Origin of the sequence: Caulobacter segnis ATCC 21756 (assembly GCF_000092285.1) — a bacterium.
In the GTDB taxonomy this organism is placed as follows: Bacteria; Pseudomonadota; Alphaproteobacteria; order Caulobacterales; family Caulobacteraceae; genus Caulobacter; species Caulobacter segnis.
On record NC_014100.1, the window covers coordinates 156235 to 170658 of the forward strand.

12 protein-coding genes are annotated in these 14424 nt (G+C 71.1%); 6 read left to right on the forward strand and 6 right to left on the reverse strand.

Annotated features, from left to right (window positions below):
* The first annotated feature begins 11 nt into the window (after positions 1–11).
* The 6 genes from CSEG_RS00710 (at position 12) to CSEG_RS00735 (ending at position 5203) form a co-directional block, all read left to right on the forward strand.
* Positions 12–662 carry a phosphoribosylanthranilate isomerase gene (locus CSEG_RS00710; RefSeq protein ID WP_013077341.1) on the forward strand — a complete coding sequence of 217 codons (651 nt, stop codon included), beginning with the start codon at positions 12–14 and terminating at the stop codon, positions 660–662.
* 23 nt (positions 663–685) lie between these two features.
* A complete protein-coding gene (trpB, locus tag CSEG_RS00715; protein WP_013077342.1) occupies positions 686–1906 on the forward strand; it encodes a tryptophan synthase subunit beta in 1221 nt (406 codons plus the stop codon).
* A 12-nt stretch (positions 1907–1918) separates the two neighbouring features.
* On the forward strand, positions 1919–2746 hold the full coding sequence (trpA, locus tag CSEG_RS00720) for a tryptophan synthase subunit alpha (protein WP_013077343.1): 828 nt from the start codon (positions 1919–1921) through the stop codon (positions 2744–2746).
* A 12-nt stretch (positions 2747–2758) separates the two neighbouring features.
* Positions 2759–3685 carry an acetyl-CoA carboxylase carboxyltransferase subunit beta gene (locus tag CSEG_RS00725; protein WP_013077344.1) on the forward strand — a complete coding sequence of 309 codons (927 nt, stop codon included), beginning with the start codon at positions 2759–2761 and terminating at the stop codon, positions 3683–3685.
* 8 nt (positions 3686–3693) lie between these two features.
* Positions 3694–5010 carry a bifunctional folylpolyglutamate synthase/dihydrofolate synthase gene (locus CSEG_RS00730; protein ID WP_013077345.1) on the forward strand — a complete coding sequence of 439 codons (1317 nt, stop codon included), beginning with the start codon at positions 3694–3696 and terminating at the stop codon, positions 5008–5010.
* Between the two features lie 85 nt (positions 5011–5095).
* On the forward strand, positions 5096–5203 hold the full coding sequence (locus tag CSEG_RS00735; protein WP_004617960.1) for a hypothetical protein: 108 nt from the start codon (positions 5096–5098) through the stop codon (positions 5201–5203).
* Between the two features lie 66 nt (positions 5204–5269).
* Here CSEG_RS00735 and trxA read toward each other — a convergent pair whose 3' ends face one another.
* From trxA to tsaE, 6 genes are all read right to left on the reverse strand, one after another.
* The gene (gene trxA / locus CSEG_RS00740) at positions 5270–5602 is read right to left on the reverse strand and encodes a thioredoxin (protein ID WP_013077346.1); all 333 of its coding nucleotides are present in this window, start codon (positions 5600–5602) and stop codon (positions 5270–5272) included.
* Between the two features lie 130 nt (positions 5603–5732).
* Positions 5733–9194: a double-strand break repair helicase AddA gene (gene addA / locus CSEG_RS00745; protein WP_013077347.1), complete on the reverse strand. Its 3462-nt coding sequence runs from the start codon at positions 9192–9194 to the stop codon at positions 5733–5735.
* Entirely contained in the window at positions 9191–12178 is a 2988-nt protein-coding gene (gene addB, locus CSEG_RS00750) for a double-strand break repair protein AddB (protein ID WP_013077348.1), read from the reverse strand. Before addB ends, addA begins: the two co-directional genes overlap by 4 nt.
* The gene (gene murU / locus CSEG_RS00755; RefSeq protein WP_013077349.1) at positions 12175–12900 is read right to left on the reverse strand and encodes an N-acetylmuramate alpha-1-phosphate uridylyltransferase MurU; all 726 of its coding nucleotides are present in this window, start codon (positions 12898–12900) and stop codon (positions 12175–12177) included. The genes addB and murU overlap by 4 nt, the downstream gene beginning before the upstream one ends.
* Positions 12897–13982, reverse strand: coding sequence for an N-acetylmuramate/N-acetylglucosamine kinase AmgK (amgK, locus tag CSEG_RS00760; RefSeq protein ID WP_013077350.1), 1086 nt, complete (start codon positions 13980–13982; stop codon positions 12897–12899). Before amgK ends, murU begins: the two co-directional genes overlap by 4 nt.
* Complete coding sequence (gene tsaE / locus CSEG_RS00765) at positions 13972–14418, reverse strand: tRNA (adenosine(37)-N6)-threonylcarbamoyltransferase complex ATPase subunit type 1 TsaE (RefSeq protein ID WP_013077351.1); 447 nt, start codon at positions 14416–14418, stop codon at positions 13972–13974. Before tsaE ends, amgK begins: the two co-directional genes overlap by 11 nt.
* Positions 14419–14424 lie beyond the last annotated feature (6 nt).

Here is a 14424-nt window from a genome sequence, read left to right on the forward strand (position 1 = left end):
ATTCCCCGGCGATGAGCGCTGGCGCCAAGATCTGCGGACTGTCGACGCCCGAGACGGTCAAGGCCGCCTTCGACGGCGGCGCGGCCTTTCTGGGCTTCGTCTTCTTCGCGAAGAGCCCGCGCAACCTCACGCCTGAGGCCGCCGCGCGGCTGGTCGAGCCGGTCCGCGGCCGGGGCGTGAAGACCGTGGCTGTCACCGTCGATCCCGACGACGCCCTGGTCGACCGCCTGATGGCGACGATGCGGCCCGACCTGATCCAGGTCCACGGCAAGGAGACACCCGCGCGCGTCCGCGAGATCGCCGCCCGCGCCGGCGTCGGGGTGATCAAGGCCTTCTCCGTCTCGACGACGGCGGATGTCGATCAGGCCGCCGCCTTCGACGGGGTCGCCGAGCACCTGATGTTCGACGCCAAGCCGGTGGAAGGCTCTGCCCTGCCGGGCGGCACAGGCGCGCGGTTCGACTGGGGGCTGCTGTCCGGTCGCCGCTTTTCGCGCCCGCATTTCCTGGCTGGAGGGCTTGATCCGTGGAACGTGGCCGAGGCGATCACGGTCTCGGGAACCCCGCTCGTGGACGTTTCTTCTGGCGTGGAGCGCGGTCCCGGCCTAAAGGACCCCGCTCTGATCACGGCGTTCCTGGACGCCGTCAAACGCGCCAAAGACTAGACAAGCCCAGCTGGGAAGCTTTCGTGAACGCTCCTGCGAAACCTAACGACTACTCGGCCTATCCCGATGCGAACGGCCGTTTCGGCGACTTCGGCGGCCGGTACGTGGCCGAGACGCTGATGCCGCTGGTGCTGGACCTGGGCAAGGCCTACGCCGAGGCCAAGGCCGATCCCGAGTTCCAGGCCCAACTGACCAGCTACAACACCCACTACGCCGGCCGGCCCAGCCCGCTCTATTTCGCCGAGCGGCTGACCGAGCACTTCGGCGGGGCCAAGATCTATTTCAAGCGCGACGAGCTGAACCACACCGGCTCGCACAAGATCAACAACGCCCTGGGCCAGATCTTGCTCGCCATGCGCATGGGCAAGACCCGGATCATCGCCGAGACCGGCGCGGGCCAGCACGGCGTGGCCACCGCCACCGTCTGCGCGCGCTTTGGCCTGCCATGCGTCGTCTACATGGGCGCCACCGACGTCGAGCGTCAGAAGCCCAATGTCTTCCGCATGAACCTGTTGGGCGCGGAAGTCCGTCCGGTGACCTCGGGCACGGGCACGTTGAAGGACGCCATGAACGAGGCGATGCGCGATTGGGTCACCAACGTGCACGACACCTACTACCTGATCGGCACCGCCGCCGGCCCGCACCCCTATCCGGTGATGGTCCGCGACTTCCAGAGCGTGATCGGCGCCGAGGCGCGCGAGCAGATCCTGGAGATGGAAGGCCGCCTGCCCGACGCGGTGGTCGCCTGCATCGGCGGCGGCTCGAACGCCATCGGCCTGTTCCACCCGTTCCTGAACGACGCCAGCGTGCGCCTGATCGGCGTCGAGGCGGCCGGCCACGGCGTCTCCACCGACAAGCACGCCGCCTCGCTGACCGGCGGGCGTCCGGGCGTGCTGCATGGCAACCGCACCTATCTGCTGCAGGACGACGACGGCCAGATCATCGACGCTCACTCGATCTCGGCCGGTCTCGACTATCCGGGCATCGGTCCCGAGCACTCGTTCCTGCACGAGGTCGGCCGCGCCGAATATGTCTCGAGCACCGACGAGGAGGCCCTGGCGGCCTTCCAGCTGTGCTCGACCCTCGAAGGCATCATCCCGGCGCTGGAGCCGGCCCACGCCCTGGCGCGCGTCGGCGAGATCGCGCAGGAGCTCGGCAAGGACAAGATCGTGGTGATGAATCTCTGCGGTCGCGGCGACAAGGACATCTTCACGGTGGCCGAAGCGCTCGGGCGCAAGATCTAGGACCGACCCCGCGTGACCAAAGACCGTATCGACCGCCGCTTCGCGGCGCTGAAGGCCGAGAACCGCGCCGGCTTCGTGACCTATGTCATGGCCGGCGATCCCGACGCGGCCACGACGCTTTCGGTGCTTAAAGGCTTGCCGGCCGCTGGCGCCGACCTGATCGAGCTGGGCTTTCCCTTCTCCGACCCGATGGCCGAGGGGCCGACCATCCAGCGCGCGGCTCAGCGCGGCCTGAAGTCCGGCATGACCCTGCAAGGAACGCTGGACCTCGTCGCCGCCTTCCGCGAAGGCGACCAGGACACCCCGATCATCCTGATGGGCTACCTCAATCCGGTCCTGCACCGGGGCTTCGAGAGCTTCGCGGACGCCGCCGCCAAGGCCGGGGTCGACGGCCTGATCATCGTCGACTGCCCGCCCGAAGAGGCCGACCCGCTGTCGGACGCTCTTGAGGCGGAAGGCATCGCCCTGATCCGCCTGGCGGCCCCGACCACCGACGACGCGCGCCTGCCGATGGTGGTGCGCCGCACCTCGGGCTTCGTCTATTACGTGTCGGTCGCCGGGGTGACCGGCGTGAAGTCGGCCGACGCGGCCGAGGTCGCGCCCGCCGTCGAGCGCCTGCGCAAGGCCTCGGGCCTGCCGGTGGCGGTGGGCTTTGGTATCCGCACGCCGGATCAGGCCGCCGCCGTCGCCCAGGTGGCTGACGCGGCCGTCGTGGGTTCCGCTCTTGTGGATGAAATCGAATCCGCGGCTCGGTTGAACGAAAACGTGACCGAGAAGGTTCTTCTAAAAGCGTCGGAGCTGGCTAAGGCTGTGCGTTCGGCGCGAGTCGGGACGAAGTGAGGCTCTAAGGCTATGGCTATGGCTGAACCCCAGGACCCGAAAAAGGGCGACAAGAAAGCAGCGAGCGACCGCCGAGGCGGGGGTTGGCTGTCGCGGATCGCGCCCGGCGTGCGCGGCGCGTTCGCCAAGCGCGAGACGCCCGAGAACCTTTGGGTCAAGTGCCCCGACACGGGCGAGATGATCTTCCGCTCCGACCTGGAGGCGGCCTTGTGGGTCACGCCGGCCGGTCGCCACATGCGGATCGGACCGGAAAACCGGTTCAAGTTCACCTTCGATGACGGCCAGTACGAGGCCCTGCCGACCCCTGCGGTCGTCGAGGACCCGCTGAAGTTCTCGGACGGCAAGCCCTATAAGGACCGTCTGGCGGCCGCCCGCAAGGCGACCGGCGAGCCCGACGCCATGGCCATCGGCTACGGCAAGGTCGGCGGCGTCGACGCCGTGGTGCTGGTCCAGGACTTCGCCTTCATGGGCGGATCGCTGGGCATGGCCGCTGGCGAAGGCTTCATCGCCGCCGCCAAGGCCGCCCTGGAACGCCAGGTCCCGCTGATCGCCTTCACCGCCGCCGGCGGCGCCCGGATGCAGGAAGGCGCGCTGTCGCTGATGCAGATGGCCCGCACGACCCTGGCGATCAATGAGCTGAAGGACGCGGCCCTTCCGTACGTCGTGGTCCTGACCGACCCGACGACCGGCGGCGTCACCGCCTCCTACGCCATGCTGGGCGACGTCCATCTGGCCGAGCCGGGCGCCCTGATCGGCTTCGCCGGCCCGCGCGTCATCGAGCAGACCATCCGCGAGACCCTGCCGCCGGGCTTCCAGCGTTCGGAATACCTCGTCGAGAAGGGCATGGTCGACCGCGTCACGCACCGCAAAGAGCTGCCGCAGGTCCTGGGCTCTATCCTGGGCACCCTGATGATGGGTCGCAACCGCAAGGCGGCCTGAGCGCCGCCTTGGTCGAGCACCTCCGCGCCCACGACGCCGCCCTTGAGCGGCTGAAGGCGCTGCATCCCAAGCTGATCGACCTGTCGCTGGACCGGATGCGGCGGCTGTGCGCCGCCTTGGGCGACCCGCAGGACCGCCTCCCGCCGGTGATCCACGTCGCCGGCACCAACGGCAAGGGCTCGACCGTCGCCTATCTGCGCGCCATGGCCGAGGCGGCGGGCCTGAAGGTCCATGTCTTCACTTCGCCACACCTGGTGCGCTTCTCCGAGCGCATCCGCCTGGCCGGGGCCCTGATCACCGACGACCACCTGGCCGACGTGCTGGATCGGGTCGAGCGGGCCAATGAGGGTCAGCCGATCACCTTCTTCGAGATCACCACGGCCTCCGCCTTTGCCGCCTTCGCCGAGGTCCCAGCCGATCTCTGCATCGTCGAGGTGGGTCTGGGCGGTGTTCTCGACGCCACCAATGTCATCCAGAGACCGGCCGTCTGCGTCATCGCCCCGATCGACCTCGACCATCGCGAGTTCCTCGGCGACACGATCGCCAAGATCGCCGTCGAGAAGGCTGGAATCATCAAGCCCGACGCCCCGGCCGTCTCGGCGCGGCAGGAGCCCGAGGCCGAGGATGTGCTGGACACGACCGCCGCCCTGGCAGGCATCGATCTGACCCTGATGGGCCGTGACTTCGACGCCTGGAACGAGCGTGGCCGGCTGCTGGTGCAGATGCAGGACCGTCTGCTGGACCTGCCCGCGCCGTCGCTGCCGGGCGAGCACCAGTTCGCCAACGCCGGTCTCGCCGTCGCCGCCCTGCTGGCGCTCGGCGATTCGCGCATCGACGAGGCGGCGATGGCCAGGGGGATCGCGAGCGCCGTCTGGCCCGCTCGCTTCCAGCGCCTGACCGCCGGGCCGTTAGCCGAGCGCGCCAAGGCGGCCGGCGCCGACCTCTGGCTGGACGGCGGCCACAATCCGCACGCCGGCCGGGCCGTTTCGCGCGCCGTCGCAGACCTCGCCGCCCGCGACGGCCGGCCCGTGGCGCTGATCTCGGGCCTGCTGGCCAACAAGGACGCGACCGGCTTCTTCACGCCGTTCCGGGGGGTGGCGGCCAAGGTCTTCACCGTGAGCTTCGAAGGCCACGCCGCCGCCAGCGCCGCCGAGACCGCTGCCGCCGCCGAGCTGGCGGGCCTGCGCGCCGCCGCGTGCGACAGCGTCGAGGACGCGCTGACCCGCGCGCTCCAGATGGAGCCGACACCCCACGTGCTGATCTGCGGCTCGCTGTACCTGGCCGGCGAGGTGCTGGCGATGAGTCCCGAGACGTGGCCGAGCTAAACGCGTAAGGCTGGGGGACGCCGATAGGGCGGCACGGCCCGCCGGACATCCTCGGCAAGCGCGCCCGCCCTGGCAGGAACCGCCGATGGCCAAGGGTCAGAAGAAATCGAACAAGGAAATCCGCAAACCGAAGGCCGAGAAAAAGGCCCCGCCGGTCTCGGTCTCGCCGTTCATCGTGACGCCCAAGAAATAGGGACCACGAAAAACGCCCGCCCCGGAGACCGGAGCGGGCGTCTTCAATTCAGCGGCTGAAACGCGATCAGGCGGGCTGGACGCCGGCTTCGTTCAGCCATTCCAGGATTTTCTGCTTGGGCATGGCGCCGACCTTCATCGAGGTCATCTGGCCGTCGCGGAACAGCATCATGGTCGGGATGCCGCGAACGCCATAGCGCGACGGGGTCGTCGGGCTGTCCTCGATATTGACCTTGGCCACCGTGACGACGTCGGCCAGTTCCTCGGAGATCTGCTCCAGGGCCGGCGCGATCTGCTTACAGGGGCCGCACCACTCGGCCCAGAAGTCGACGAGAACGGGCTTGCTGGCCTTCAGGACGTCGGATTCGAAGGTGGCGTCGGTCACCACAACGGTGCTCATGGCTTGCTCCAGTCTGGCGTCGCGCGGCGGTGTCCGGCGCGGAGGACGCGATGAATTCACAAAATTGCCCGGGGTCGCTCCGGGCGGTTGTCCAAAGATGTAGGGGGCCAAGGCGCGTCCGGCAACGGGATTAAGCCAGCCTGGCCAACGCCTGGGCCATCACCTTTTCTGGAACCGGCATCAGCTTCGGACCATCCGTCCAGACCAGAGCCGCCTCGACGGCCCGGCCCGGAAACACCTCGCGCAGCACCGCCGCGTAGACCGCCATCTGGGCCAGATAGGCCGGATCGGCGTCCTCGATGCGGTCGGGGGAGGGGCGGTTGGTCTTGTAGTCGACGACCAGGACGCGGCCTTCGTCCACCACCAGCCGGTCGACGCGGCCCGAGACGGCCAGGCCCTGGGGTAGATGCGCGCTGGTTCCGGCCAACGCCACCTCGGCCCGCGAGCCCGGGCCAAACACCGCGGAAAACCGTGCGTCGTCCAGAACGCCAAAGGCCGCCGCGGCCATCTCCTCGCGCTGATCGTCGGTCAGGTCCCGCTCGGCCGCCAGCAAGCGGCGCGCGGCGCTCGCCCGCTGATCGGGCGCCAGGTCGGGCAGGATTTGCAGCAGCTTGTGGACCAGCTCGCCCCGGCGATAGCGGCCCAGGCCCGCGACCCGCGCGAGCGGCGAGGGGGCGGGAACCCGGGCGTTGTCCTCGATCCGTGAGGGCGCGGCGTAGCGGGCGGCCGCTGGCTCGGGCGGCGCGGCGTGGGTCATCCAATCCGGCGCGGTGGCCGGGACGCGGATGTCTTCCTCCGCGCGCGGCGCAGGCGCCGGATCGGGGCCGTAGCGCAGGAAGGCGGTCTCGTCCTCGCCGAGGGGCCGCACGTGCGGGGCGATGTCGGCATGGGCGAAGGCGGCGCGGACGGCCGCGTACCAGCCGCCGACCTTGTCGTCCTTGGTCCGCGCGTCGATGCGGCCGCACAGGATCAGCCGGTCACGGGCCCGGGTCAGGGCGACGTACAGCAGGCGCAGCGCCTCCTGGCTTTCCTTGTCGTCGCGCAGGCGGCGGGCCTTGGCCGAGGCGTCGCAGTCGCCCTTGCCGCTGGCGCACCATAGAAGACCGCCGTCCTCGGTCACCAGCAGCGGCGAGCCGCCGGCTCCGCGCTTCACCGTCGTTTCGGGCAGGAAGACGATCGGCGCTTCAAGGCCCTTGGAGCCGTGGGCCGTCATCACCCGCACCTCGCGGCGCGCGCCCTCCATCTCGCGTTTGACGATGATATCCAGGGCCGCGAAGTCGGCGACCAGGGCCTCGAGGTCGCGCACGCCGCGTTGCTCGGCCTCCATGACCTGGGCCAGGAACTCGTCCAGCGCCTCTTCGGCCTCCGCGCCCAGGCGGGTCAGGACCTTGGCACGGTGCGAGCGGCCGTCTTCGTCCGTCAGGCCCAGCCAGGCGGCGTAGAACTCGAACGGCTGCCGGCGGCGGCCTTCCGCCAGCGCCCACTCCAGCACGGCGCGCGCGGCGGTCCATTCGGCGCGCTCCTGGGACCGCCGTTGGAGCTCCGTCCACAGCGTGGCGCGACGGCTCTTGGCCAGGGCGTAGATATCGTCATCGGCAAGGCCGCAGAACGGCGCCTTCAACAGCGCCGCTAGGGTCAGATCATCGTTCGGGAACAGGACGAAACGGCCCAGGGCGAGCAGGTCCTCGAAGGCGATGTGACTGGACAGCGACAGGCGGTCGGCGCCGGCCACGGGCACCCCGCGCCGCTTCAGGGCGCGGATGATCTCCTCGAACAGCACCTTGCGGCGGCGGACCAGGACCAGGATATCGCCGGCGTGGGCGGCGCGGTGGCGGCCCAGCTCCTTGTCGAACACCGCGTCGCCGCGCTTGAGAATCGCGGCGGTCTCGGCGGCGATGGCCTCGGCCAGGCGCCGGTTGGCGCTCCGCTCGCCCTCGGCGTCCACCGGCGCCTCCCAGGCCTCGCGCTCCTCGCCGGGCAGCTCGCGGGTCAGCGGCCAGAGGTCGACGCAGCCGGGATGGCCGTGGCGGAACAGTTCGTGGCGGACCAAGTCGTGGCCCACCGGCGGCGGCACGCCCTCGCGCGTCTCGGGATCGGAGAACAGGGCGTCGACGAAGCTCAGCACCTGGTGGGTCGAGCGATACGAGACCGTCAGCGGCACGCCCTTGCCGACCGCGCCAACCGCCTCGATCCGGGCGATATAGCCTTGGGTCTCTTCCAGCAGGCGCGTCGGGTCGGCGCCCTGGAACGAATAGATCGACTGCTTTTCGTCGCCGACGATGAACAGCGTGCGCTCGGCGCGGCGGCCGCTCCAGCCCTCCGAGGTCGCGCCCGCGAAGAAGTCGGCGGTCAGGGCGCGCAGGATTTCCCACTGTTCGGGGGCGGTGTCCTGGGCCTCGTCCAGCAGGATGTGATCGACGCCGCCGTCCAGCTTGTAGAGCACCCAGGCCGCCTCGACCTTCTCGGTCAGCAGCACGCGGGTCTTGTCGATCAGGTCGGTGAAGTCGAGCGCCCCGCGCGCGTCCTTCTCCGCCATGTGGCGCTCGATATAGAGGCCGGCCAGCAGGAGCGCGTTCTGGGTGTCCTCGGCCACCTTGGCGGCGCGGACCTGTTCGCGGGCGGTCTCCAGCTTGGCCTGCTCCAGCAGCAGGGCCTCGCGCAGGTCCTCGCGGCTCTTCAGGCCCGAGGTCTTGGCCGGCCATGTCGCGGGCGTGCCTTCGCCGCCCTCGGTGAACAGGGCGCGCAGGGCCAGCTCCAACGTGGCGTCCTGATCGCGGGCCACGGCGGCGAGGGCTTCGGCGTACTTGGCGTCCTGCTTGCCGCCGCCGTCGAAGAGCACGGTCGCCGCCGCGCGCCAGGCGCCCAGATCGAGGCGGGCCATGGCCTTTGCGGCCAGCTCTTCGGCCGAGGTCGGCGCGTCGAAGCCGCAGCGCGTCCAGGCGTCTCCGATCGCTTCAGCGAGGCCGCCGCAACGCTGGACATAGGCCACGATCTGGCCGCGCCGCGCCTCGAACCCAGCGAACATCGCTTCGAAGCTCTGGAAGTCCAGCGCCACCGAGAAGCGGGCATAGGCCTCCGCGAACGCGTCGTCGTGGGTGTCGACCCAGGCGGCCACAGACCGGCGCGCGGCGCGGGCGATGGCGGCACCGGCCTGGTCGTCCATCACGGTGAAGCCGGGCGAGACCCCGGCCTCCAGCGGGAAACGCCGCAGCAGCTTCTCGCAGAAGGCGTGGATGGTCTGGATCTTCAGGCCGCCGGGCGTTTCCAGCGCCTGGGCGAACAGGGCGCGGGCTTCGGACAGGCGGCGGGCGTCGTAGATGTCGTCACTTTCGCCGACCAGCTTGGCCAGCTCGGCGCGCAGGTCGGCGTCACTGGTCACCGACCATTTGCCCAGGCGCTCGAACAGGCGCCGCTGCATCTCGGCGGCGGCGGCCTTGGTGTAGGTGACGCACAGGATCGCCTCGGGCGGCACCTTGGCCAGCAGCAGGCGCGCGACCCGGTCGATCAGGGTCTTGGTCTTGCCCGAGCCGGCGTTGGCCGTGACGAAGGCCGAAATCGCCGGATCGGCGGCGATGCGTTGAGGGTCGATCATTCGCCCTCTCCGTCGTCGCCGCTGGTCGACCATTCGAACACCCGCGCCAGGTGGGCGTAGTCGCCGGGGTGTTCCTTGACGAACTGGGGCGCGACCCGAGAGCGATAGGGCTCGTCGGGATCGTCGTAGCGGGCGATCAGCTTGACGAGGCCGTCCATCGCCTTGCGGGCGGCCTCCTCGCTCTCGCCGTTCGCCAAGGCGCGGACCTGCTCCTCGCCAGCGGGCCGCCGTCCGGTGACGCGGACATAGGTCAGCTCGCCGGGCGCTGGGCTGCCCAGGTCCGGGAAGCCGCCGTTCATCAGGATCGCCGCCGTCAGGGTCAGCTGGGGCGAGAAGCCGGTGTCGACCTGCTTCTGCGATGGCGCGGCGCCGGTCTTGTAGTCGAGGATGTGCGCGGTCCCGTCCTGCGTCGGCTCGATGCGGTCGGCCTTGGCGGTCAGGGTGAAGGCGCGGCCATTGATGGAGAGCTCCAGCTTGCCCTCGGCCTCGACCACGATCTTGCGCGCGCCGGCGCGGCGCTGGCGTTCCCAATCGGCGACCCACTGGGCGGCCTCGCGGGCCAGGGCTCTTTCGCGAGTCAGGGCCGTCGGCGGCATGCCGGCGCCGACCAGCGCCTCGATATAGAAGCGCTCGAACACGGCGGCGGCGTCGGCGGGCACGGAGTCGGGATAGGTCTCGGCGAACTTTTCGAAAGCCGCGTGGATGGCCGTGCCGCGCGCGCGCGCCTCGACCGGCTCGTCGGGGCGCTCCAGCGGGTAGAGCTTGAGGATATCGCGCGCCCAGACGGCGTAGGGGTCGCGGGTCAGGGCCTCGATCCGGGTGACGGCCATCTTGCGCGGGCGGTCCTCGACCGGCGGGCGTGGTTCGGGGCGCTTGATCGGCGAATAGGGCTCGGGCGCGTCGAGGGCGCGGACCCAGTCCAGCACGTCGTCGCGGCGGGGCAGGGCGAGGCCCGCGCCGGCGGCCAGGGTCTTCAGCCGCCACAGCCAGCGCGACTCGACGGCCGGCGCGCCGCCGCGCCGCTCGCAATGGACCAGCACCACGTCGGGCGCGCTGGCGGCCTGGGCGAAGTCGTGGGCGGTCAGGCCGACGCGGCGCTCGGGCGGCGGCAGGCCCAGGCGCGAACGCATCGGCCGCGACAGGAACGGATCGATCGGCGCGCCTTGCGGCCAGACGCCTTCCTCCAGCCCCGCCAGCACCAGGCGGTCGGCGCGCACCAGGCGAGCCTCGATGGCGCCCAGGATGCGAAGGCGCGGATGGGTGGCGCCGCCGACGCGGACGGTCTCTTCGTTGACCAGGCGGTCGAGAATGTCGGCGAAGGCCTGGGGCGAGGCGTCGGGCAGGGGCTCGCCGTCCTGGATCAGGGCGGCCATCAGCGCGCCCAGGCACTCGCCCGCGCCGCCGGCCCAGAGACGGGCGGGCGCGATCAGGCCTTCCAGCGCCTCGACCAGGGCCTTGGCCGCCTGGCAGGGGCGGGCGAAGCCGTCGGCATAGGGGCTGGCGGCGTGATCGACGGCGGCCAGCACGCGGTCGCAGAGGGCGAGGGCTTCCGGCGTGTCCTTCAGGCGGGCGCGCAGCCCCTCGGCCGAGCCCGGCGCGGCGCCGCGCAGGCCCTTGCGTTCCAGCACGGCGGCGGCCGGCGCCTCGTCCTCGCCCAGCACCAGCGGATGCTTTGCGACGGCCAGCAGGCGGACCGGATTGAGAGGCTCCTCGACGAGCCGCGCGAAGTGCAGGGCCAGGATCGCCGAGCCGGCGGCGGCCAGCGGCGCGCCGGCCGAGCTGTCGGGGATCACGCCCCAGCGCTGTAGGCGCGTCATCACCCGACGAGCCAGGGTCTGGTCGGGCGTCACGAGGGCGGCGGTCTTGTCCGGCGTCTCCAACGCCTCGCGCAGCAGCAGGGCGCAGGCGCCGGCGGCTTCTTCCTCGGCGCGGGCGGCGATGACCGAAAAGCCCATCAGGCCCTCGGCGATCGGATCGAGGTCTGGCGCCTCGGCGCGCAGGGACGCGATCTGGGCCAGCCAGTCGGCGGTGGCCTCGGCCGGGCGCAGGGCCTCGTTGACAATCCGACGGCGCCAGCGGCCCCGGCTGTCGGCGTCAGGGACCCAGGCGCGGACATCGCCGCGCGCCACCCCGGCACGGTCGAGCAGGCGCTTCATCGCGCCCTGTGGATGCTGCTCGCCCTGGCTGCCCTCGATCCGGTCCCAGGCGCTGTCGGCGAGGTCCTCGTCGAGGCCGGGCAGCACGACGGCGCCCTTGGGCGCGGCGGCGACCACGCGCAGCAGGTCGGCGGTGGCGGGGGCCGTGCCGGTCGAGCCGGCGGCGACCAGCACCTCGGTTGGCGGATTCTCCGACCACTGCTTCTCCAGCGCTCGCAACAGTCGGACCCGGCGCTCGGACACGTCGATCAGGCCAAGGTGCTTGAGCCGTTCCGGCCAAGCGCGCAGCACCGCCTTCAGGAAGCGGGCCGAGACCTGCCAGTGCTGGGCCAGGTCTCCTTCGGCGAGGCCGTCCAGCCTGTCCTCGAATTGAATCTCCTCGATCTGGCAGCTGTCGAGGAAGTCGGACAGGGCCTTGGCCAGCTCCAGGGTCTGGACCGGGCCGGGCTTGAACGACAGCAGGTCGCCGTGATCGACCACCAGCCGCGCCAGTTCGAACCGGCGGCGGCGCGAAGCGATGGCCGGCGGCAGGTCGATGGCGAGCTCGCCGGGCTCGAACGGCGGTTCGCCTTCGTCCAGGTCGCCGAGGGGGCGGATCTGCGGCAGCAGCAAGGCCCGCCCGCCGCCGACCGCCAGGAAGGCGTCGGCCAGGGCCCGGGCGCCGCGACGGGTGGGGGTCAAGACCGTGGCGCGCGGCAGGGCTTCGGGCCCTAGCGGCTCCAGGGCGTTCAGCAGGCCGCGCGCCAGGTCGTCGACGAACGGCCGGTGCGCGGGGATCGAGAACCAGCGCGGCCCCGGGCGCTCAAAGAAGGGGGCCTGGCCGCTCATGCCTCGGAGAGCCTCGCCTCAGCCGCCTCGCGGGCCACGGGATCACCGACGTGCATCCAGAGGCCGTCGGGCGCGACGCCGTGGACGCGACCCTGGGCGGCGAGCGTCTTCCAAAGCGGGGTTAGCGAGAACGGGCCTTCGGGACCGTCCTTGACGATGGCCGGGTCGCAGATGTGGACGCCGACATAGACGAAGGGCCCAGTCTCGCCGGGGCCCTTGAAGCGCACCGCGCCGTCGGGCTCCAGGAAGACGTCGCCGCTGTCGTGGAAGCCCAGCGAGGTCGCGGTCGGGGCCAGCATCAAGCAGACGTCCATGCGGGCCCGATCCCAGGCGGCGACCATGGCGTCGAGGGCCGGGGCGCCAGCCTCGATCCACACCGAGTCGATATTGGCGACCCAGACCGGGCCCTCGCCCAGCAGCGGCAGGGCGTGCTTCAGGCCGCCGCCGGTCTCCAGCGCCTGCGGGCGCTCGTCCGAGATGACGATGCGGGGCGCGAGGCCCTTGGCGACGCGGTCGTTTAGATGCGCCTCCAGCCGGTTGGCGAAGGCGTGGACGTTGACCACGGCGGTCTCGACCCCGGCGGCGGCCAGGCGGTCCAGCATGTGGTCGATCAGCGCCTTGCCGCCGACCTCGACCAGGGCCTTGGGGCGGTCGTCCGTGAGTGGGCGCATGCGGGTGCCGAGGCCGGCGGCCAGCACCATCGCGACTTTCGGACCGCTCATCGGCGCATCTCCACCGGAACGTAGCGGTCGAACCAGGCCTTCAGGTCCGCCAGCGCCGGATCGGCGAAGCAGACGTCCAGATAGACCCAAAGGCGCGGGATGAAGTCGGCGTAGCGAGGCTTGCCGTCGCGGGTCACCAGGCGCGCGAAGATGCCCAGGATCCGGATGATGTTGAGAGCGCCCAGCGCGTGGTAGTCCGCCAGGAAGGCCGTGCGGTCCAGCTCAGGCCGCGCCTTCAGATAGCGGTCGAGGCAGGCGGCCTCGCGCTCGGGCGAGACCGTGCGGCGGGCGTCGTGCAGCAGCATCGACAGGTCCCAGGCCGGGTGGGCCAGGACCGCGTCCTGAAAGTCGAGCATGCCGACCCGCGCCGGGCCCTGGCGCTCCGGCAGCCAGATCAGGTTCTCGGCGTGGTAGTCGCGGTGGCAGAAGACCGTCGCGTCGGCCTCGCCCTTGGCGCGGATCGGCGCCCAGATCGTTTCCCATTCGGAAAGGGCGGCGGCATCGAAGGCCACGTCGCGGAACTTCGGCTGCCACTCGATGAAGATGTCGTGGGCTGTCTTCAGCGCCAGGTCGTCGTAGGTGAGCAGCGGCCAGGTCGAGCCGTCGTAGCTCAGCACCTTGGGCGTCGGCGCGGCGTGGATGGCCAGCAGGCCGTCGATCGCCCCGTCGTAGAGCGGCGCTTCGTCCGTCCCCGCCTCGATCAGGCGAGCGTAGAGGTCATCGCCCAGGTCCTCGAGCACGGCGAGGCCCGCGGCGGGGGCAGCGGCCAGCACCTTGGGCGCCGAGAGGCCTTGGGCGTTCAGCCAGCCAGCGCAGGCGACGAAGGCGTCCACGCGCCCGGCCGCGAGGCGCGCCAGGGCGTTGTAGCCCAGCGCCGCGCGCTCCTTGGCCGTGGCGTCCGGCGGGCAGGGCGCTGTCTCGACCGACGGCGGCTGATCCATGAAGATGTAGCTCTGCTCGCCCCGGTGAAGGCGCTCGTAGCTCCGGGTCGAGGCGTCGCCGCCTAGCGGCTGGCGGCGGACGTCGCCGAAGCCGTGGGCCTCCAGGAACGCGGCCTTGGCCGCTTCACGTTCAGAACTCAAGGGAACGTCCTTCGAAACTACCGTGCGCCGTGATGGCGGCGCGTCGCGCGTCGCCGTCCAGGGCGATGTCTATATCGAGCCGATTCGGCGGCAAACGCCCTTCCAGCCGCTGCGGCCACTCGATCAAGGCGACGCCCCCATCCAGCGCCTCGTCCAGGCCGATCTCATAGGCCTCGTCGGGATCGGTCAGGCGGTAGAGGTCGAAGTGCGCCAGCGGGAAGGTTGGCGTCTCGTAGAACTGCACCAGGGTGAAGGTTGGGCTGGGGACTTCCTCGTCCGGCGTCGTCAGGGCGCGGATCAGGGCGCGGGCCAGGGTCGACTTGCCGGCGCCCAGCGGGCCGGTCAGGCAGAGCGTGTCGCCCGGCCGCAGCGCGGTCGCGAGCTGACGGCCCAGCGCCTGGGTCGCGGCCTCGTCGGCCAGGGGAAGGGTGTTCATGTCCAC